The following is a 20,137-nucleotide window of genomic DNA, read 5'->3' on the forward strand; positions in this document are numbered from 1 at the left end:
GAACAATAATTCATGGAAAAACTATATGACTTAGTAAAGGAAGGACAAGTAGTTGTTTTCTATAATTGGTGGGCTGGTTACGAAAGTATTGAAATGGCACATTGTTTTACTTCATTAAAGTCTGAGAATATATGGGAGTTGAATATTGGTGATTATATTTGGGCTGATGAAGAGCCATATAGTCTACAAGGAAGAATATGGGGAAGGCGGTTAAAAGGTAAGATAACGAGGATTGAGAATGGAGTTATTTATACGGATATTTCAACGTATAGAGAAGATTACTTTAGATTATGTTTTGTGAAAAGAGCTAATGAGAAAAAGCTTGTTGAATTGATAAATAAGTTCGAGAGGCATGTTTTTAATTTGCAAATGTTACCGGATAATCTTACAAAAGAAGATATTGAAAATATGCCCTCCATGGACGAAGTATATAAAGCTTGGGGTAAAAACACATGCTAAAGAGTGGGATTTTAATGGTTGAAAATTTATAGATTTTTGAGAAGGTGGATTAACAGTCCAAGTTTGCGTATTAGTTGATTTAAGAAAAAAAGTATCAATGTTATAAAACTTAAACTTACCACAAGAAAGCCCATCTTTTTTTTGGGGGATGGGCTTTCTTATTTGTTTAAACCAATTAATCACCCTCGTCATCCGGATATGTATTGATCAGTATACCGTCTTCGTAAACATAAATCCACCACACACCTTCAACAAGAACCTTCTCAGTTGTTATTTCTGTAGTTTTTGAATAAACAACCGAAGAGACTGGTGAGGCTGAAATAAGAAAAACAAAAATAAGGGAAAGAAGAAAATATTTTACTTTTGAAAATAAAGAAGATAAAGATTGCATAATGACCTCCATTAATTTTTTTAAGCATATTAATTGGAGGAATCGATTTTCTAAAACAATCTTTATTTGAACTGCCGATATAAGATTTTGAGCATATTTCTTTTAAAGCTTACTTAAACAATTGAAATTATAAGCTATTTAGAATAACTTAAATTTTTGATTGACGAATTAAATAAAAATATGTTAAAGCATAGTGTGATAGATATTTTAAAATCAATGAGTATCAAAGAGGTCAATCGGCTTACAAACTTTATGAAATCAACGTATTTCAATAAGAGTAGGAAAATATTGTCCTTATATGAAAGATTAATAAAATATTATCCTGATTTTTCGAATAAAGAGTTGTCACGTGAAAATCTTGGGGCATTTTTAAACAAAGACGGTATCCATAAGGGTTCTGAATTAAGAGATTATCTTTCAAAGTTACTTTCATTGATCTTTGAATTTTTAATCATTGAAAAATTAAAGAACAGGAATGATTCAAGAGGATTATTTCTCTTAAGTGATTTATCGGAACGGGATTTAGGGGATATATTCGACAAGCAATATGCTAAGTTTAATGAGGAGATTACTGCCGGTGGATATGAATTAAACAAATTCATGACGGATTATCATTTGTATGCCCAGTTATTTAATAATTTTGTTTCCAATACTAAAGTTAGAAAATTACAGCATGCTTTTACTGAAATTTCTATGATTGACAGATGTGCTCTTAGCATTTCCATTTATCACTATGTTTCATTAGTGACTATTTTTTCAAGTATTGTTATTCATAAAAGGAAGTTCAGTATTGAAAGTGACAATGTAAGTATAGAAGATTTGATTGACCATTTAAGAAGCAGTATAATTAAATTTAAGCATTATACTGCGGATGAATTAAAGTTTATTGAATTATACAACAGCTTATATTTGTCATATAAAAGTATGGATAATATTAGTTTTTATAAAACGTATAAGAAGAATTTCAAAGGTAGCAGTAATATTTTGAGCTATGAAGAAATAAAATTTCATAATTCAAGGCATATTAGTTATTGCTTATTGCAAAAAAGAGTAAGTAAAGACTCCACAAAGTGGAATGAGGAATTATATGAATTGTACAATCAATTTCTTGAAAAAGGTTTCTATATAACTAAGAATGAGAAATATCTTTCTTATACATTATTCCGTGATATCTTAATCAATGCCGTAAATTATAATAACCTTATCTGGTTAGAGCAATACATTGAGGAATATTCAGCAAAACTTCATCCAAGGTTTAGGACAAATATGAAAAGGTTTGCTCTTTCATATTTATATTTTAAAAAGAAAGAATTTCGTAAATCCCTAGATTATATAAGTAAAATAAACCCTGATTACTTTATTTACAAATATGATATTAGAAATTTGAGATTAGTAAATTATTATGAATTAAATGACTTTGTAGGAGTAATGGATCTAATTCATTCATACGAAGTAGCTTTATCAAGAGATAATTTAATTGGAAATTCCTTAAGAAATTTCTATAAGAAATTTCTTTTCTATTTAAAACAACTTGTTCGGTATTTTGATAATCTTGAAGAACTTGAGTATTTTCATAATAAATTAAAATCTGAAGGAAGACTGATGTTTAAATTATGGTTAATAGAAAAATTTGATTTAAGGGGAAAAAGTAAAGTTTAGTATCGGCGTTCTTATGTAATTATCCAGATATATTAAATATAAACATTAAGATAGTATTGTTTAGAGAATTTCTGGGTCGGCAATCCCCCATAATATTGTTTTATTTTTTCCTTCCTTTGTCTTAAAATCCAATAACATGTATTATTAACAAACCCAAACTAAATTTTATGGAAAAGTTTGAATATTCAGTTGTTTTTGGGAAAAGTGTAAAGGATCTCTTACGGGGAGTAAAAAAATCAATTGATGAAGGATATTATCCACATGGCAGTCTAGTGTATGTAGATCTATCTAAGCCGTCGGAAACAATCGGTAACGATTACCCGGAAAGCGGTTTTTATCAGCCAATGGTCAAAGAAAAGTTATCAGATTTTAATGGTGACTTTATAACCTGAAAGAATTAAAATAAAAAAAAGTGATTATGAAAATTAAACTAATACTTATCCTGTTCATTATTTCCTCAGGAATATGCAATGCACAATGGATTCTACAGCCTTCAGGTACGACAAATATACTTCGAGATGTTGAAATGGTTAATGAAAACACAGGATGGATCTGCGGCGATGGAGGAATAATACTAAAGACAACAAATGGCGGAGAGAATTGGATTAACGTTCCAAACCCGGCATCTGGAAAGCCCCTATTTGACATCGATGTAGTCGATGCCAATACCATGTATTGCGTTGGATGGTTTGAGACAATTCTAAAAAGTACTAACGGCGGTGATAACTGGTTTGCAATTAGAAATGGTCAGATAGGCGGTACAGCAAGTTATTATACTTGTAGCTTTATAAATAAAGATACGGGTTGGATTTGCGGAGATCTTCAAAAAATTCTAAGAACCACCAACGGAGGAATATCTTTTGATTCAACATATATATTTATCGCAGATATGTTTGAGATATACTTTAAGAACTCGTTTGACGGGTTGTTAACAGGCGAAGGAGACATTGTTAAAAGATCCACAGATGGAGGTATAAACTGGTACCAGGCAAATATTAATCTGCCTTCAAATCTACCCGGGTTTGAGGATTTTTGTTTCATTAACCAAAATACAGGATTCATGCCGGCAAGAGATGGTAGGATATTTAAAACAACAGATTTTGGTAATAACTGGGATACAATTTCCCGGATAACGTTTACAAATGAAGACCTCCGTACGATAGATTTTGTTAATAGTAATACCGGCTTTGTTGGAGGGACTACTGCACTTTTGTATAGTACGACAAATGGCGGATATAACTGGACAAGGGAAAACATCGGGTTTTTAACTATCAGAAGACTTCGATTTGTAAATGACACTATAGGCTGGGTTGTTGGGACATCTGGAAGAATATACAAAACAACTACCGGCGGAGATCCAATCACTGGAATTACAAACAATACAATCACTTTTGATAATTTTGAATTAAGTCAGAATTACCCTAACCCATTTAACAATTCTACATTGATTAATTATTCGGTTAGAAGAAATGGATATTACAAGCTTGAAGTTTTTAATATAGAAGGAAAACTTGTTAAAGAGTTGTTTTCCGATTACAGACAGTCAGGGAGTTATAGCATAAGGTTTGAGAGCAGTGCGCTTTCAAGTGGGGTTTATTTTTACCGCTTGAGTTCAGTGCTCAATTCCCAAACTAAAAAATTTTTATTGATTAAATAAACTGAAAGGAGGTAATAATAGATGGATCCACCGGATAAATTAAATAATTAAAGGGCAGACCAAGGACTTCCAGTTGCAATTTAAAAGCCTTTATCTATTAACTAGATATTGTCCGCCCTTTTATGCTTAAATTAACCTTTCTATCACATTTAAAAAACACAAAAATGATACAGAAAATTAAGTATTTGAGTCTAATTTTATTTTTATCTTTTGTATTTAGTGAATCCTACTCTCAATCATTTGATTGTTATTATGTTGATAGTTCTGAAACTACAGATAATATGCCGACTTTTCTTGGCAGGGTTAAACCAAACAGAACGACATTGAGCGGAGATACATTGAGCCCTCCTTTAGCACATTTTCCCGTAATAATTGTTTTCGTTCAGTTTCAGGATGATGCCGGTTATTGGGATTGGCCAGATAAAAATACAAATAACGGTAAACCCATCTATCTGGATTCCCTGATAGCAGCTCCGAACCAATACAATAGCCAAACCGATTGGTGGGATGCTTATAATCAGAACACACAACAGTTCAGCGATTATTATATGGAGGCTAGCAGGGGGAACCTTCATGTTCTTGGAAAGGCTTATTCAGTTGTTTTAAGCGGAAACAGGAGCACTTATACTAATGAATATAACATGAACCAGGAAATACTTGATAGTCTTACAGCACAAGGAGTTGACTGGGTCAATTACGATAGGTGGAGCTATAATACAACGGACCAAAAATTTTATTATACAAAGGATAAACGAATTGATATGATATTTCGAGTTGTAAAATCCCGCGCTCCGTCCATGCCAAATTATGCAGGATACAATGCATTCGGAGGATCGTATAGTTCAGAGCATATGATAATTCAGAATAATGACACTGTGTATGTAAATTCTGGTTCAGGTTACTTAGGCTCGGGTATAACAGGCTCAACTTATGCCCAAAAATATGGTTACTTGGCTTTATTCAGACATGAGCTTGGGCATCAAATGTTTTCCGGTGGACATAGTACATATAGCGCTGTAAGTTATGGATTTGGGTTTGATGGGTTTTTCAGTCCCAATGATATGATCACTAATCAGTATATGGAGGATACAACATTTAACTTCAGTAATACTTCTTTTGAATTAGGAGACTATTCTTCAAGAAATTCAAATTTAACAGGGAATGTTTTAACCATACCGATTCAAGGAGATGAAATCTTTTCTATTGCTTATAGAAACAAAGAGTCCTATTGGGATAGACCAATGAGTGGTGATGTTGCACTTATAGGAAATATATATAATGTATCTTATGAATTAGGAAGAGGACTTTATATTTATCACTTTAGAGAAGGATACCACTTGCCTGTTTATCTTAATGATTCATTTTCAGATATGGAATGTGCTGATGGATACTGGAACTGGGAGTTTGGAGGATATGACTATCAGACTGTGCCCTCGACTTGTTACCAATCGCCAAATCCTGATTGGCCATACTGGAATAAAACGAGTGCAAGATATGATAATGATTCGAGCACTCTACATAAGCAAATACTAATCGGTGACGGTATAAGCTTTCACTACAATACAGGTGGTCAAACATATCCAAAATGGTGGGGCAATGGTGAAAAACAATCCAGTGTTTGCGAAGTTGGTACAGATAGAATTGAAACAAATTTAGATGAGATTTATACAAGAGGTGAACTTGCAGGCGATAGAGATGATCCCTGGTTGCCGGGATATAACGAAGTGTTTTCGCCATATTCAAGTCCGAGCTCAAGCCAATGGAATCAATCTAAAAGTAATATTTTTATCTGGTTCCATGAAGAAAATCATGGAAATGCAGAATTGAATATTTACAAGGTTGGACAAGCTGGTCTTGATGAAGATGATATTCTTGAACTAACTCCTCCTTCGCGACCAATGGGATTAAAAAACGAAACATGTGAATTTGTTAACAACTATTTTAGACCTAAGATATCCTGGCAGCATAATATGGAGCCTGATATGATACGAACAGGTGTATCTGAAAATTATTTTAAACGGTATAAAATATACAGATCAGTAGCCGATAGTATGGATTTAGTTCCACCCGATGCTCATAGCTATTCAGAAAATGTATACACTTATATTGCAACAGTGGATATAGATACCGGAACAACTCCAACGTTTGTTGATACATCAGTTATTTCCGGATGTTACCTTCCTGATGGAGAGTGTCCCCCTTATTGTTGGATAGAATATCCAATCAGGTATAGGGTACAGGCAGTGGATGTTTACGATGATGCCTCGGTTTTATCAGATTTTGTTAAAACTACCGGTATTCGAACACAACCTAGCGGACCAGGTGGTGGTGAGGAGGATGAACGTCCGGTAAATGGAAACGGATTGGACATTCCAACTACTTTTGCACTAAAACAGAACTTCCCAAATCCATTTAACCCATCAACAAACATTCAATTTGATCTACCAAAGGATGTATATGTTTCTATAAAGGTATATGACATCTTGGGAAGAGAAGTGGCTACAATTGTAAACGAACTAAGGAAAGCTGGAAGTTACATAATTTCATTTAACGGCTCTAAACTTTCCAGTGGCATTTATTATTACAAAATTAAGGCAGGTAATTTCGTAGAGACAAAAAAGATGTTATTGATAAAATAAACACAAATGGAAAACTACAAATACGTACATAATAACTCCATGTATTAAGTACCAAGTAGATAGGAAAGCATGCGCTCTTTTATTCTGGGGTGCATGCTTTTATTGAACTGTTTGTACCCAAAATTAATAGAAGCGATCGATTTTAAAAACAAATTTATTAATTTTAACAATATCATGAATCTAACAGTCGAATATTTAGATCAATTTGGGAATATTGCAAATCAGACATATTTTATGTCAAAGCTTGCATTTATCAAACACTTTGCTATGGCGGGGTTACATTACGCTCCAAATCCAAGAAAAATTATTAAGGCAATTGGAATGTTATTACATTATAGTCTATATTTGCAAAGAAATGACTACTACAATAATAATAGATTTTCTCTTCCACCAATACCTATGTATGATCCTACAGAAAAAGGTCAATTTTCAAATATAGCAGGTAAAAGCATAGCCGATTTTCTTTCGAAAAGAATTGATAGTTCACTTTATACTGTTAATTATGAAGCCGTTATGCGATTAAATGGTTTTGCTTTAGGGGGAAGTCATCCAGATTTAATTGCATATTCCCCAAATTCAATTTTTGCGATTGAAGCGAAGGGACGCACAGACTCTACGTACCCGAATATGAGTGGTTGTAAAATACAAGCTACATCCGGGCCAGTTAGTGTGAATTTTTCAATTGCTTGTGTTTCATACAACCTTTACAATAGGATTAAATGTAAATATCATGATCCATTTAAAAGAGATATACCATATGATAATTCTTCATTGAAGAATTTAACAAAAGCATATTACACTGGGCTTTTAGAATTCTTGAATCCAGATTACTTTCATATTGAAGAATTGCAAATACAAAAAGAACGGTTTTATTCTGTTGACATCAACTATTGGATTTTAGAGAGCTCAAAAATAGTTGGTTTAAATTTGTTTAAGTTTTATAAACACAACAAGCATTTTTTTAATATTTTCCCAAAGTTAATTTTATCTAAAAAAATAAGAGAGTATGCAAGAAATGGGATTTCAATCGAAACAAAACCGTTTATTCTTGACACAGATAGGGATAGGCTTTTATACGTCGATAACGATAGAGTTGGACTAAAAATTGAGAATTAACCCGGAATTACTTTTACTATAGGCAAAATTCTATTTCTAATAACGTTAATAATGTAATTACATAAAGATATATTAGTCTTCCAAATTTTACTATCGGCAAATTTGAATTAAAATGTTTTCCTTATTAATAGAAAAGTATTAAATAGATGAACAAATATAATTTTACATTTTTAACTAATCGAAAATAAAAAATGAGAGAACCGGTAGTTATTAAACTTAATCATACTATTATTGAAAGAATTAAACCTTATGGTTCTGATGCAAATCTGTATCCTCCAGAAGATAAATTTGCATTGGGCTTTTTCCAAAGAATAATTGAAGAAAAGGAATATTCGGAAAAGGATTGGGAAACAATCAAAAATATACTAAGAGCAATTGCTACAGGGGAATTTGAAACTCCAGAAATTGATAAAGAAGAAAGAAGAGCAATAAGAGAAAAAGCATTCGACGATATAATTTGGCTTGTTCAACATAGTAATGACTTTTCGAGAACAGAATAGTAATGGAGAAAAAAATTAGAGAAATCTTTGACTCACTATCAATTCCTAATGTTAAATTAATCGACATCTTTCCAAAAAGGAAAAATGTAGGATTATCAGATGGAGAAAAAATTGATGATATATATGCTTATGCTTTGAAGATTAGCTATAATAAACCCGAAGATGGAATATTGGGTGAAACTGTTTTAGTAGATGTAAATTCTACAAACGAAAAAATAAAAGAAATACTTTTGGAAAAATTTAAAATGTAAATTTTCCAGTGAATTTTGAGCTGATGAGGGGTTCGATTAACTAAGATAAGATGCTTTTGCCTCGATAATTTTATTTATAGTAGGGATAGTGAAAACATAATTATTTGTGAATAATGTAGAAATTACATTGGTAATTCAAATTTATCCTTAATAAATAATATTAATATTCTATTTTAAAAAATATGTCGCTTCAATTAAAAAAACTTGATTTACATGTTCATACGCCGGCATCATATGACTTTTGTAACAAAAAAGTTACCGCAGACCAAATTGTTGATCAAGCGATAAAAGTTGGTTTAGATGCTATTGCTATAACAGATCATAATACCGTTGATTTCATTGATAAAATAAAAGAGTCAGCCTTAGAAAAAGCCTTCGTTATATTTCCAGGTATAGAAGTTTCTTGTCATGGAGGTAAGGAAGGTCCTATTCATGTTATTGGTCTTTTTGATCCTTCATTTGGTAAAGACGATTTACAAAAAGTAGTCGGGGCTCTAGGTATCAGAGGTAAAGGAGAAGAAGCCTTTACCGCGAAAAGTGTTAATGATGTTGTAAACATTTTAAGGGAAGAGGGAGGTTTATCAGTTTTAGCTCACGCCAATTCTACTAATGGTGCACTTTCGGATATACGAGGAAATCCCCGTATTAATCTTATTCAAAATCCCAAACTTTCTGCGGTTGAAGCGACGGCGGGTGATTTTAAAAAAGAAATAGGTAAAAGATTGCTTGATTATTTGGATGGAAAGGATCCGCAATATAAGAGAGAGCTTCCAGTATATAAATCCTCGGATAATAGAAGCCCCGATGATAATGGTCATTGCTTAGAATCAATAGGTTCTCAATTTACATACTTTAAGATGGGTGAGCTAACTTTGGAATCCCTTCGCCAATGTTTTGAAGACCCAGGCAGTAGAATTATTCAGGATTATGAGCTTGACAAAATAATGCACAATCATCCAATTCTTTTGAGTATGACAGTTAAAGGAGGATTTCTTGATGGTGAACGTTTTGAATTTAATCCCGGAATGAATAGTATTATTGGCGGCACTGGTACAGGTAAATCACTAGCAATCGAATTTTTAAGATTTGTTTTTGATTACAAACCAACAACAAATTCAATTTACAAAGATCATATTGAAAAACTCAAAAAGGAATTAAAGCTTAATGGTGAAATTGAGGTTTATTTTCGTGACTCTTCAGGCGATGAATATAAGCTAATTCGAAGATTGAATGACACTAGGGATCCATACTCTAATGTTCCCGTTTGTACAAATTTATCTACTGGCAAGCAGTACGATGGTGATATCTCATCAATTTTCCCATTGTTAATTTACAGCCAAAACGAAATCCTTGAAATAACAAGAGATTCTAATGCACAATTAAAACTTCTTGATAATTTTAGAAATTTTGAAGGGTATCGTAAACAATCGAATGGTATTGAGGATCAGTTAGCAGATTTGGATCGAGATTTATTTCAAGCAATGTCGGATTCAAAAAACCTTAAAAGAGTTACAAAGGAGTACAAAACTTGTGAAGAAAAATTGCAAAAGATAAATAAAAAAATAAGTGGCCTAGATTCTCTAGGAAAGAGCGATACTTATTTAAAATTATTTGGCGAGAAGGAATCAATTGAAGAAAAAATTAAAGAATATGATATCTTAATAGCAAGTATTGATGAAACAATTGAGTTATTTGAAACGAACTGCCCACCCAAAAAAGCATCTTCTAAAAAAGCCGTAGATATTATTGAGTTTAATCTTAATAAAAGCTATAGTAATGTAATTAAAGCTCTTAAAAAAGAACTTTCAAACATTGAGGGGTCAAGAAATAAATCTGAAGAAGTTTTAAGTAATTGGATTAAAAAAACTAAGTATACTCATGTTGAAAAAGGATATTTAGAGAATATAAAATTGAAGGAAAAAGAAAAGGAATTGGAGACTGAACGGAAGGCTCTACAAAAAGAGAAAAGCAATCTCAAAAAAAGAATTGATTTTGCAAAAAAAGCTTCTGAACAATTTCAAAACATTAGAGAAACTAGAAAATCAATTTTAGAAGATCTAAAACTTATTAAGAAAAATTATTACGATGAGAGGTGCAAGCAAGCTGATCTCATTAACACCAAATCGAATAATAAACTTAATATTATTATTCAACCAGGTGATAATAAAACAGTATATTTAGAAATGCTTAAAAAGTTAAAAGTCGGTTCTCAAGTGGAGAAAACAGAAATTGAAGATATTGTAGAAAAAGTTTCACCGGTAGATCTAATAGAATATGCTTTAGACGAAAATATAAAGAAAATTGCCAAGCTATGTAATTTATCTGAATTGAAAGCAGGTAACATAATTGGAGAATTAACACATCAAAATGTACTTGAGAGTTTGTCGATGCAATATAAAGGATATCCTGAAGATAGGATCGAGATTAATTATCAAAAGAAAGATGAAAACCACTATCCGCTAGCAGAACTTTCTATGGGGCAAAAGGCAGATGCTTTAATAATGATTGCCCTAGGTGATGGAGAAATGCCTGTAATAATAGACCAACCTGAAGATGCCCTAGATGTACCCTCTATTTGGGCAGATATTTGCACAAGATTAAGAATTAGCAAACATGCTAGGCAATTTATATTTACAACTCATAATTCTAGCATTTCTGTTTCTTCTGACTCCGATCAATATATAGTATTAGAGGCTGATGGTAAAAATGGATATATAGCTTCATCAGGTTCCATTGATCAAAAAGTAATCAAAGACAACGTTGTTGGACATTTAGAAGGCGGATATGAAGCGTATAAACTTAAGAGAAAAAAATATGGACTTTAATAAAAGTGCTGCCCGAAGTGCTGCCCAACGAATTTACAAACGAAAAGTAAGTCCCTTAAGAAATTAATCTTAAAGGACTTATTTAGTGCACCCTCAAGGATTCGAACCTTGGACCCACTGATTAAGAGTCAGTTGCTCTACCAACTGAGCTAAGGGTGCGTTCTATAATGGAATGCAAAGATATTAATTTTGTAGATATTTAACAATTCTCTAAAATGGAACATTTTCTCTCAAATTTGTCATATTCTTTTAGAATCGTATGGAAATCGTATGGAAGAAAATAAAGTTCCTGAGTTCCTGTGTTAAGTTGGTGAAGCCGACAGACTCAAACCGAGACCTCCTGAGTGACAGTCTTAATATACCGCCCTATTTTCTACTTGATTTGAATAATTCGTAGCAAAATCGTTGCCAAGTGAAATCAGGAATTGCAATCTACAAAATCAATGAGACTTTTGATTTTATGTTATGACTTTGTGGAAATTGGATGGTGAACACCATATTTGCCATATAGTACTCATCTAAGCAATCTTTATGCATTATAGCTTGAGCCCACTAAATAATCTTGAGTTTTTTTATATTTCTCAAAATTAAATTAAACATATTTAATTCAACTGTATCGGCTTGCTATATAATTGTTTTATCAAACATTATATTAAAATATTAAAAGGTTAATTTTATTAATATTTCGTATATTTATTAATATATTTTCATATTATATTCTTGGCAATAAAGCTTTATCATATAGTTTAAAATTACCGATGAAAAAAACTCTAAAAAAAATTGTCAACTTGCATTAAATGGGGTGAAGAACGGCAGCATGAATGTGTTGCAACCGAAGATCAAGGTTATAGTGAATGCGCTGCTAGCGAAGATCAAGGTTATAACAAATGTGCAGCAACAGCTGACCAAGGCTACAAAAAATGTTGTACTTGGAAACCTTGTTCATGGTTATGTTCAGCTTGGGTATGGGTATCAAACATTGTTTGTGTTGCATGGACCTGGGTATCGAATATTGTTTGTATTGCCTGGACCTGGGTATCGAATATTGTTTGTATTGCCTGGACTTGGATAACGACCTCTATATGTGTTTTATGGGATATTGGAACTTCTGCTATAAATGCGGTTATAGTAACTCTTGAATCTGTTTTAGGTTGGGTCTTATCTGCGATTGGTTTTGTTATTGAATTAATAGAATCTATTCCAGTTATTGGAACCATAATTAAATATATATTTAATTTCATATCAACCGTAGTATCTGTAGTTTTTTCAATAGGTGATACTATCTTAGGTGCAATAGGCATAAGACCAGAAAAGATATTGAGAGTATGTACAATAATTCTTAGAGACGAAAATGGTAATCTGGTCTCTTCAACTGAAGTTGCAAAACAATTATTACAAGTTGCATGTGACATTTATAAAAGAGATTGTAATGTCAGAGTAATACCATCGAAACCATTTCAGTATTTCAGCGGTTTTTCTGAAGCAGAGACAGTTTCTGATGACTGGATTATATTAGACTCTAATAGTAGTGACTCGGATATTTTGGATGTTCGTTGCGATTCATTTAATTCTGCATTTGGAACACCTACATCTTCCTTCCAATTAAAGTCGAGCATTTTATGTTTTTTTGGATCTTGGAGAAGAATATTAGGTTATGGTGCACCAGTAACTTGTTTTATAATTCGAAACATCCCCGATGCTATAGGCTGTCACATTGCTTTTACGGATTATGCAACCATTGAAGGCAGTTTTATTTTCCCGTATTCAAGTCCTCGCACATTAGGACACGAAGTAGGGCACGCATGTATGCTTCCACATTCTTGCGTTAATAATGATAATTCGAATATGATGGCAACACAAGATCAATGCAATCCCTTTTCAACTATACCGCCTGATAGAGTCAACCCAAGAATTAATAATATTCAAGCTTTAGCTATTAGAGCATCAAAGCATGTTACTTATTTTTAAAAAAAATAATTATGGAGAAGGAATACTTAATTAGTCATCCATCGCAATTAAACAACCTTTCTGTATTCCCTTTGAAGCGCAATCAATCAATTGGAAAGATTCGATTAGGTGGAAATATGTTGAACAATCCTAAAGTAGAATTCTTTGAAAACTTATTAAACAAAAACTATTATTCCTGTGGGTGTAGCGAAGGAGCCAAGGGCTTAGTAGTAGGCCTAATATTAGGATTTGGATTTATTATCTATAAGTACATTGAATCTCACATTTCTATAATAAATGCAATTGTTATAATTTTAGTTTCATTTCTAGGTTTTTCTATAATAGGAAAGTCTATTGGATTAATTATTGCGAATAAACGGTTAAAAAACTCAATTTCTGAAATCAAAAGTGTTTGGCCACCTGAAAAAGAACATTATGAAAATATTCACTGTGGATAATTTACTAAAGGCATTCAATGCAAGAATCAAAAACTGGACCTGGTTGGTCTTTAAATAAACGAGATCCAAATATTATTAAGAAGATCCTGCCTCTTCTTGAATTGCAGTATAAATACTATTTTTGTGTTAAAAGTGATGGCTGGGAAAACATACCTAATGGGAAAGTTTTACTAGCAGGCTCTCACAATGGTGGCTTAGGTTCTCCCGATCTTGGTATGTTCATGTATGATTGGTTTTCCCATTTTGGAGTAGAACGTGAATTATATGGATTAATGCACAAAATGGTTTGGAAATTTATGCCATCAGTAGCAGAATCGTTAGAAAAATTTGGAGCAATAGTTGCACATCCTATAGTTGCCAATAAAGCATTTAAGAGGGGAGCATCAGTGCTTGTATACCCCGGTGGTGGAAAAGACGTGTTTCGTCCTTTTCATTTATGGAATAAAATTTTTTTTAACGGTCATAAAGGATTTATAAAACTTGCTTTAAAAGAAGATGTACCTATTATACCAGTAATTTCTGTAGGCGCTCATCATACCTTAATAGTTTTAGGTGATATACTACCTTTATTAAAAGAACTCCATAAAATGGGGATGCCCTGGCCTTTCGGAATAGAACCGGAAGTTGCACCAATCTTTCTTGGTTCACCGTGGGGAGTAGGAATTGGTCCTATGCCAAATATTCCTTGGCCAACAAAAATCTATATTAGAATTTGTAAACCGATTGAGTTACCTAAACCCAAGAAAGGGCAAAAAAACCTCTCATCTGAGAGAGAATATGTGAATGAATGTTATGATCATATCACTACAATTATGCAAAAAGAGCTTGATAAATTGATTGAAGAATCTTCGTATTAGTAATAAAATAATAAGTTATTTATTTGAAATTTTAGTTGCTATTTTAATTTAACTTAATTAATTTTAAAAAAAGAAAAAAATGGGAAGCTTACCCGACCTCTCCGATTTAAAAGATATCCTGAAAGACATTAAATTACGAACAGATTCAGAGATTGATGCTGTTGTTGATGCAAATGCTGACATAAATGCGAACGTTAATGGAACGTTAAACCTTAATACCAGTATGACAGGTGATATCAATAAACCTGTTTCTGTATTGATCTTAGGTGACGAGAAAAAACCGGTATCAGCTTTTATCAAAGGTGACCCCAACAATCCTGTGGCCTTTTCAATGGAATTAATGAATTTGCCTAGGTTTACGGTACAGGACATTAAAGATATGATGAAAGTCAGACTGCATCTTCCCATGTATCAACAAGCATGTTTCAAATTTTTGGGACATGAATTGTTTTCAATTTGTCTTGGTGGAGAAGCTCAAGCAATTACTGAGCCCTATGTTCCTAATTCACATGAACGATGCGAAGTTACGTGTTGTGAGGTTGATACTACTCCCTTCCCTGGTGATAATAAAGAAGTGAAATATAAAGAAGCCGAATGAGGAAAGTAATTTCAAATAATTTAAAAGATAATCTTCGCATTGAAAATGATGTTATAACAATATCTGGAATACCCCCTTATATGAACGGAAATATGATGATATCTAATGAGCAAGATGAAATCTTATTCATTAAGGAAGTTCCCCTCAGCAATAGTACTGATGTAAAAAAAGGATTACAGTTAGATAAAATAGTCTTAAACCGTTCTATCCGCCCCGGGGTAAAAAAAGATTTAAACATACATTTGCCATTACCATCCCAAACCTTACCTGGAGAATATGAAACTTTTATTGATCTAGAAACAACCAAGAAAAAAATAATTATTAAAGTTGAAAAATATTTGAATTATAAGGTTGAACCTTCAAGTTTTTTATTCCAGGGTTTTTCTGCAGGCAAAACATTTACACAAACTTGTACAATTTTTAACGATGGAAATATTCCATTTACTCTACCAACCCTAAATAAAAGCTTGGCTTTTGATATTGATTTCCTTTGTAAAAGTCTTTCTCTGGCATTAGAAGAAAAAGCTGACGAAGGGTTCTCTTCATTAGTAGATGATGCGATTAAAAATGTTCGTAATCATAATTCTATGTTTATTGGCGTTTCCTTAGCGGAAGCAGGTAAAGTGATTGAACCTGGGCAAGAACTTAAAATTAATATTACATTTTCCATTCCCAAGGATTGTAAAATAAATGGTTGTATCAAAGGAAGAGTTCGATTTATTGATCAAATGTTGAATTATAAATTTATTCAATAACTACATTAATTTTTTTCAAAATGGAAAGCACTAAAAATAGCTTTGAAGGTTTATTTTCTCTAGCATCTGATTTGTCTCGTTCAACATTTAATTTTATAATGGATTTCAATGAAAAATCTTTAAATGCAATTAAAGGTACTTCGAATGAAATAATTGAGGAGTTTCCAAATCTTCTGAATTTTCATCGAAATGATGATTGCTCTTGTTGTCCCCCTAAGCATGAGTGCCCACCTCAGTGCTTAGCGGCAATTACCCGTAATGCATACAAAGGAGAAAGAATTGTTGTTCCATTCAAAATAAAAAATGTTCAAAAAGTTAACAAACATTATAGAGTAGGAGTTAGAACTTTAAAAGATGATACAGGAAATACTGCTCCAAGCCAACCAGCCTTAAACAGATCAGAAGTGACCCTCCAACCAGGTGAGTCAGAAATGATTTTTGTCTCAATTGACTTAGTAAAATTTGAGACGGGACACACCTATAATACAAATATTGTAATTAGAGAAAAGGATATAAATCAAAATGTTTGCCTTCACTTAAATGTATTACCCTATTCAAATATTCCTGAGTCAAAACCTTGGAGCGAAAAAAGATTGACTACACATTTTCAAGGTTGGCAATCGCACTTTTATTGTGACTCACCAATAAAAAAAGGGTAAATTAATATGTATAATGAAACAAATTTTATTTCTAAAGAATTAGAAACCTTATTTGAGGAAGTCTCGAGGGCAAATACTGAGATAATTTCCGAAACTACAAAGTTTCTTGGAAATATTGGGAAGATAGATTTTAAGCAACAGGATTTTTCAATCATTCAACAAAAACTAATTTCAGATACTATAAAATCAATTGTAGATCTAAGCGTCAAAAATACAACTAATCTTATTAAAGTCTTTGTCACATTTAGTAAAAATATTAATGAAGCAATCTACACTCCAAATGGGAAGGTAAATTATAATCCAAATACTAGCTCCGCTGATATACCGGCATTTGAAGTTCCAACAACTGCGCCGGCTGGCGGAAAAACAACTATTTCTGTATTAATTACAAATAATGAGGAAAAAGATATACAATGTGTGATAGAAAATTCTAAGTTTGTTAATGAAGTTAACAAATCTTCATTTAATACAAAAATCTCTTTTAAACCGAGTTCATTTATCATAAATAGGGATAATCCCAAGAAAATTGAAGCTGAAATTTCAGTGCCCAAAAATGTGCTTCCAGGAATCTATAGATCTCACGTAAATATAAAAGGATTTGAGAAAACCTATTTTGATATTGTTTTGGAAGTTACTCCTCTTGAGAAAAGCAAAACTGCGAGTAAAAAATCATCTACTAAAGCAAAAAGTTCTTCATCAAAAAATAATACTTCCTCTAAAAAATAATTATTAAGTTATTTTGGGGTAATTAAATAATCAAAGACGGGTTTTTGTTTTTCTAAAGGTTGTAAACTAAGTGACGGTTCTTGGCAATTCCAGTTTTCATTAAAATCCTCCCATAATTCTCTTAATCTATGATTCAGTGGTCCTTCTGTAAGTAAAGTAATCATCAATTGATAAACTTCGTTCAATTCTTTAAATGATCCTTTTATGTTTATTTCATTTTGAGCAATAGCGCCATCGATAGTTATCATACCATTCATTATTTTTTTTAACGTTAGTGAAGAACAAATAAATTCAGTATTTGCTTTACCTTTTTTTTCCTTCGCAACTAATATATAATCATCATCTTTTCTTGCCTTTAAATAAACTTTACAGTTGTCAATATCGATAGTGGTATGTTTTCCTGAAGTAACCTTACATAGTAGTTCAAAGGCATATTGATTTTCATATTTTATGATGTCTACTAATTTACAAATCATTTCAATAAGGATATCTGCATTATTTCTTTTATGTAATTGGACTTCTGGTTGTATCATGTCTATTGATTATTAATGTACATATTCTGCATAAAAAAAAGCATTTTCGAATAATTCTGCTTTCTTACGAAGATTTTGCTTTATTAAGGCATGACCACTTAGCTCTTTTAAAAAAGTAAAATTTTTTGTCTGATTATCAGGTACTATCAATTCTGTTTGAGTTTCAGTATCCATGACTATAAGTATATTGTCTACCTCATCTTTTGCTCTAACAATTAATTGATATGGCGTTTTGATAGTTCTATCGCTGAAGACAGAAGCCATTGCTCCCGGTAAGATCGGATGAAGTTCAGTACTAGTTGACCATTTAATTTGAATATCTATTGTTGCTCCCAAAAATACTTTATTTAAAGTTTTATTATTATAAATAAACAATATTGGAGAGCCTATTCTTGAAAAATCATTATTATTGCTTCTATGCAATACAAAAGTCCAGCTCGCACCTTTAGCATCTGTAGTATTAATTACAAACCACGTCCAGCCAATGTTACCCCAATTGAATCTCCCAAAATTCCTATCGTGGTACCCATACCATTGGTCCGTTACACTGATTCTCTTATTTCCAATCCCAATAATTCCAGCCATTTTATAATCAGGAATAACTCCCCAGCCCATAAATCCTTTACCAAAAGGAGCTAGCTCAGGTATATAAATTGGATCAGAATTGGTTTTTCCTACCAACTTAAATTCAATTTCAGATTGTTTATTGCTTACGTCAAGCTTTGATACATTATGATGAATAGCAAAATTAATATTTTTGCAAATATACTGGAAAGGGAACAGGTTTAAATCCAACTTATCCCATTTTGTATTTCGAGCAAATCCATAAGTCTCCATTATGTTCGGATTAGAAATATTCCCATGAATAAATCCTTTAGGGACTGTTAGAAAAAATGTATCTGTTATATATCCTGTTTCGGGTTTTCCATTAAAACATATATTATATAAAAATCTTACCTTAGTTTTAGGATCGTAAAGGATATAGTGATACCAATCTTTCCAATCATTTGGACAATATGGATCTTTAAATGGTATCTTAAATTCCTCAAGTAAGTATAAAATTTGATTTTCAACGATCATCTTTGAATTGAACCCAGTTCATTTAAAACGTTGCTTGTGGTCTTTGGTTTAGTTGGAGTTCCTTTTACTTTTTTTTTCAAATTTTTCTTACACAACTGATGTATAATATCATTTATTCTAGGAGAAACTTCCATCAACCCCAAAAGAAAAAACAAAAACCAACGTTCGGGTTCATTTCCAATAAAGGAAATGATTTCATCAAAATTCTTATTGTTATGCAACTGGACTTCATTTTCAAATGCAATATCCTCAATGTCGTTTTCGACTAAGTTTAATAGCCACCGCTCCCAAGTTTCCAATATCATAGTTTGGTTACTTTGATTTCCTATCACGTTGCGAATACCTTTATGAATGCCCGCATTAGTAGTAATCCAATGGACAATCTGTGATCCTGACACTATTAAAACTCCATTTTTAAAAAACTTAGTTGTACATAATTTAGTAATGACTGTTTTTGTCTTTTTCTGATCCGCAACATGTATTCCTTTTTCGCAAAGAATAAAAATTAATTCCAAAATCAACCATTTAGCTGGAATAATTTCAATACCAGATAGGCTGGACAAGATTCTACTGACTTGTTCAGAATTATTAGGATAAATGCTTTTATTTGAATTTGATTTAAATAAAGGCAAATCTAGTTGAATAATTTTTTCTATAATTTCTGGTGAGTTAGAAACCCTATCGATTGCAATCTTGACTCTTACCGAACAATTCTGGAAACCTGAAAAAAGAATTGTTGTATAAAAAGATTTTTTTTTAGTAGATATAGCCGGTACAGTGATGCTAAAATTCATTGATGAGGTTGAGCCCGATGCCAAATAAAGATACTGAGGCTGGACTTTGCAATGAATCGGATACAGAACTCCTTTCTCGTCAATCCAATCCTCAACCTTGGGTTGTATTACAGCTGGGGCTACAAACTTACTTTTTATAGAAATCCTCAATAATATTATTGATTGTGTAGAAACAGAAAGCACAATTTCTTTAGCAGGTTGTTCAATTGGAATGAATTTGATCATCAACAGTT

General features: G+C 32.2%; 20 protein-coding genes and 1 tRNA gene. 16 read left to right on the top strand and 5 right to left on the bottom strand.

Going from position 1 to position 20,137, the window contains the following annotated elements; translation table 11 throughout:
* Nucleotides 1-12: 12 nt before the first annotated feature.
* On the top strand, nt 13-459 hold the full coding sequence (locus H6614_02320) for a hypothetical protein (GenBank protein ID MCB9242492.1): 447 nt from the start codon (nt 13-15) through the stop codon (nt 457-459).
* A 175-nt stretch (nt 460-634) separates the two neighbouring features.
* Here the strand turns inward: H6614_02320 and H6614_02325 are convergent, their stop codons facing one another.
* Nucleotides 635-850 carry a hypothetical protein gene (locus tag H6614_02325; protein MCB9242493.1) on the bottom strand — a complete coding sequence of 72 codons (216 nt, stop codon included), beginning with the start codon at nt 848-850 and terminating at the stop codon, nt 635-637.
* A 156-nt stretch (nt 851-1,006) separates the two neighbouring features.
* Here H6614_02325 and H6614_02330 point away from each other — a divergent pair, with 156 nt between their 5' ends.
* The 8 genes from H6614_02330 (at nt 1,007) to H6614_02365 (ending at nt 11,497) form a co-directional block, all read left to right on the top strand.
* Nucleotides 1,007-2,509 carry a hypothetical protein gene (locus H6614_02330; protein ID MCB9242494.1) on the top strand — a complete coding sequence of 501 codons (1,503 nt, stop codon included), beginning with the start codon at nt 1,007-1,009 and terminating at the stop codon, nt 2,507-2,509.
* A 167-nt stretch (nt 2,510-2,676) separates the two neighbouring features.
* Entirely contained in the window at nt 2,677-2,901 is a 225-nt protein-coding gene (locus tag H6614_02335; GenBank protein MCB9242495.1) for a hypothetical protein, read from the top strand.
* A 26-nt stretch (nt 2,902-2,927) separates the two neighbouring features.
* A complete protein-coding gene (locus tag H6614_02340) occupies nt 2,928-4,166 on the top strand; it encodes a T9SS type A sorting domain-containing protein (GenBank protein ID MCB9242496.1) in 1,239 nt (412 codons plus the stop codon).
* 164 nt (nt 4,167-4,330) lie between these two features.
* Nucleotides 4,331-6,805 carry a T9SS type A sorting domain-containing protein gene (locus H6614_02345; protein MCB9242497.1) on the top strand — a complete coding sequence of 825 codons (2,475 nt, stop codon included), beginning with the start codon at nt 4,331-4,333 and terminating at the stop codon, nt 6,803-6,805.
* A gap of 174 nt (nt 6,806-6,979) precedes the next feature.
* Nucleotides 6,980-7,921, top strand: coding sequence for a hypothetical protein (locus H6614_02350; protein MCB9242498.1), 942 nt, complete (start codon nt 6,980-6,982; stop codon nt 7,919-7,921).
* Nucleotides 7,922-8,112: 191 nt separating this feature from the next.
* Complete coding sequence (locus tag H6614_02355) at nt 8,113-8,421, top strand: hypothetical protein (GenBank protein MCB9242499.1); 309 nt, start codon at nt 8,113-8,115, stop codon at nt 8,419-8,421.
* A 2-nt stretch (nt 8,422-8,423) separates the two neighbouring features.
* Complete coding sequence (locus tag H6614_02360) at nt 8,424-8,672, top strand: hypothetical protein (protein ID MCB9242500.1); 249 nt, start codon at nt 8,424-8,426, stop codon at nt 8,670-8,672.
* 182 nt (nt 8,673-8,854) lie between these two features.
* Nucleotides 8,855-11,497, top strand: a complete 2,643-nt coding sequence (locus H6614_02365; protein MCB9242501.1) for an AAA family ATPase — start codon at nt 8,855-8,857, stop codon at nt 11,495-11,497.
* 86 nt (nt 11,498-11,583) lie between these two features.
* Here H6614_02365 and H6614_02370 read toward each other — a convergent pair.
* Nucleotides 11,584-11,656: transfer RNA gene (locus tag H6614_02370), tRNA-Lys, on the bottom strand.
* 621 nt (nt 11,657-12,277) lie between these two features.
* Here H6614_02370 and H6614_02375 point away from each other — a divergent pair.
* The 7 genes from H6614_02375 (at nt 12,278) to H6614_02405 (ending at nt 17,497) form a co-directional block, all read left to right on the top strand.
* On the top strand, nt 12,278-13,465 hold the full coding sequence (locus H6614_02375; GenBank protein ID MCB9242502.1) for a hypothetical protein: 1,188 nt from the start codon (nt 12,278-12,280) through the stop codon (nt 13,463-13,465).
* Nucleotides 13,466-13,476: 11 nt separating this feature from the next.
* On the top strand, nt 13,477-13,902 hold the full coding sequence (locus tag H6614_02380; protein MCB9242503.1) for a hypothetical protein: 426 nt from the start codon (nt 13,477-13,479) through the stop codon (nt 13,900-13,902).
* A 17-nt stretch (nt 13,903-13,919) separates the two neighbouring features.
* Complete coding sequence (locus tag H6614_02385) at nt 13,920-14,759, top strand: acyltransferase family protein (GenBank protein MCB9242504.1); 840 nt, start codon at nt 13,920-13,922, stop codon at nt 14,757-14,759.
* A gap of 79 nt (nt 14,760-14,838) precedes the next feature.
* On the top strand, nt 14,839-15,357 hold the full coding sequence (locus tag H6614_02390) for a hypothetical protein (GenBank protein MCB9242505.1): 519 nt from the start codon (nt 14,839-14,841) through the stop codon (nt 15,355-15,357).
* Nucleotides 15,354-16,112, top strand: coding sequence for a hypothetical protein (locus H6614_02395; protein ID MCB9242506.1), 759 nt, complete (start codon nt 15,354-15,356; stop codon nt 16,110-16,112). The genes H6614_02390 and H6614_02395 overlap by 4 nt, the downstream gene beginning before the upstream one ends.
* Nucleotides 16,113-16,132: 20 nt before the next feature.
* Nucleotides 16,133-16,771: a hypothetical protein gene (locus H6614_02400; protein ID MCB9242507.1), complete on the top strand. Its 639-nt coding sequence runs from the start codon at nt 16,133-16,135 to the stop codon at nt 16,769-16,771.
* A 6-nt stretch (nt 16,772-16,777) separates the two neighbouring features.
* The gene (locus H6614_02405; GenBank protein MCB9242508.1) at nt 16,778-17,497 is read left to right on the top strand and encodes a hypothetical protein; all 720 of its coding nucleotides are present in this window, start codon (nt 16,778-16,780) and stop codon (nt 17,495-17,497) included.
* Nucleotides 17,498-17,505: 8 nt separating this feature from the next.
* On the opposite strand, the gene H6614_02410 is transcribed toward H6614_02405, so the two are convergent.
* From H6614_02410 to H6614_02420, 3 genes are read right to left on the bottom strand one after another with little or no spacing between them, the layout of a single operon-like run.
* Nucleotides 17,506-18,030, bottom strand: coding sequence for a hypothetical protein (locus tag H6614_02410; protein MCB9242509.1), 525 nt, complete (start codon nt 18,028-18,030; stop codon nt 17,506-17,508).
* A gap of 12 nt (nt 18,031-18,042) precedes the next feature.
* On the bottom strand, nt 18,043-19,110 hold the full coding sequence (locus H6614_02415; protein ID MCB9242510.1) for a hypothetical protein: 1,068 nt from the start codon (nt 19,108-19,110) through the stop codon (nt 18,043-18,045).
* Nucleotides 19,107-20,129, bottom strand: a complete 1,023-nt coding sequence (locus tag H6614_02420) for a hypothetical protein (GenBank protein MCB9242511.1) — start codon at nt 20,127-20,129, stop codon at nt 19,107-19,109. The genes H6614_02415 and H6614_02420 overlap by 4 nt, the downstream gene beginning before the upstream one ends.
* Between the last annotated feature and the right edge of the window lie 8 nt (nt 20,130-20,137).

It is taken from the genome of Ignavibacteriales bacterium (assembly GCA_020635255.1).
Lineage (GTDB): Bacteria > Bacteroidota > Ignavibacteria > Tepidaquicellales > Tepidaquicellaceae > JAEYVS01.

What these genes read in the sequence shown, in the direction of transcription:
- H6614_02345 (MCB9242497.1), top strand. Translation starts at nt 4,331, where the DNA reads ATGATACAGAAAATTAAGTATTTGAGTCTAATTTTATTTTTATCTTTT.
- H6614_02355 (MCB9242499.1), top strand. Translation starts at nt 8,113, where the DNA reads ATGAGAGAACCGGTAGTTATTAAACTTAATCATACTATTATTGAAAGA.
- H6614_02340 (MCB9242496.1), top strand. Translation starts at nt 2,928, where the DNA reads ATGAAAATTAAACTAATACTTATCCTGTTCATTATTTCCTCAGGAATA.
- H6614_02335 (MCB9242495.1), top strand. Translation starts at nt 2,677, where the DNA reads ATGGAAAAGTTTGAATATTCAGTTGTTTTTGGGAAAAGTGTAAAGGAT.
- H6614_02415 (MCB9242510.1), bottom strand. Translation starts at nt 19,110, where the DNA reads ATGATCGTTGAAAATCAAATTTTATACTTACTTGAGGAATTTAAGATA.
- H6614_02390 (MCB9242505.1), top strand. Translation starts at nt 14,839, where the DNA reads ATGGGAAGCTTACCCGACCTCTCCGATTTAAAAGATATCCTGAAAGAC.
- H6614_02420 (MCB9242511.1), bottom strand. Translation starts at nt 20,129, where the DNA reads ATGATCAAATTCATTCCAATTGAACAACCTGCTAAAGAAATTGTGCTT.
- H6614_02395 (MCB9242506.1), top strand. Translation starts at nt 15,354, where the DNA reads ATGAGGAAAGTAATTTCAAATAATTTAAAAGATAATCTTCGCATTGAA.
- H6614_02410 (MCB9242509.1), bottom strand. Translation starts at nt 18,030, where the DNA reads ATGATACAACCAGAAGTCCAATTACATAAAAGAAATAATGCAGATATC.
- H6614_02400 (MCB9242507.1), top strand. Translation starts at nt 16,133, where the DNA reads ATGGAAAGCACTAAAAATAGCTTTGAAGGTTTATTTTCTCTAGCATCT.
- H6614_02365 (MCB9242501.1), top strand. Translation starts at nt 8,855, where the DNA reads ATGTCGCTTCAATTAAAAAAACTTGATTTACATGTTCATACGCCGGCA.
- H6614_02385 (MCB9242504.1), top strand. Translation starts at nt 13,920, where the DNA reads ATGCAAGAATCAAAAACTGGACCTGGTTGGTCTTTAAATAAACGAGAT.
- H6614_02350 (MCB9242498.1), top strand. Translation starts at nt 6,980, where the DNA reads ATGAATCTAACAGTCGAATATTTAGATCAATTTGGGAATATTGCAAAT.
- H6614_02320 (MCB9242492.1), top strand. Translation starts at nt 13, where the DNA reads ATGGAAAAACTATATGACTTAGTAAAGGAAGGACAAGTAGTTGTTTTC.
- H6614_02380 (MCB9242503.1), top strand. Translation starts at nt 13,477, where the DNA reads ATGGAGAAGGAATACTTAATTAGTCATCCATCGCAATTAAACAACCTT.
- H6614_02405 (MCB9242508.1), top strand. Translation starts at nt 16,778, where the DNA reads ATGTATAATGAAACAAATTTTATTTCTAAAGAATTAGAAACCTTATTT.
- H6614_02360 (MCB9242500.1), top strand. Translation starts at nt 8,424, where the DNA reads ATGGAGAAAAAAATTAGAGAAATCTTTGACTCACTATCAATTCCTAAT.
- H6614_02325 (MCB9242493.1), bottom strand. Translation starts at nt 850, where the DNA reads ATGCAATCTTTATCTTCTTTATTTTCAAAAGTAAAATATTTTCTTCTT.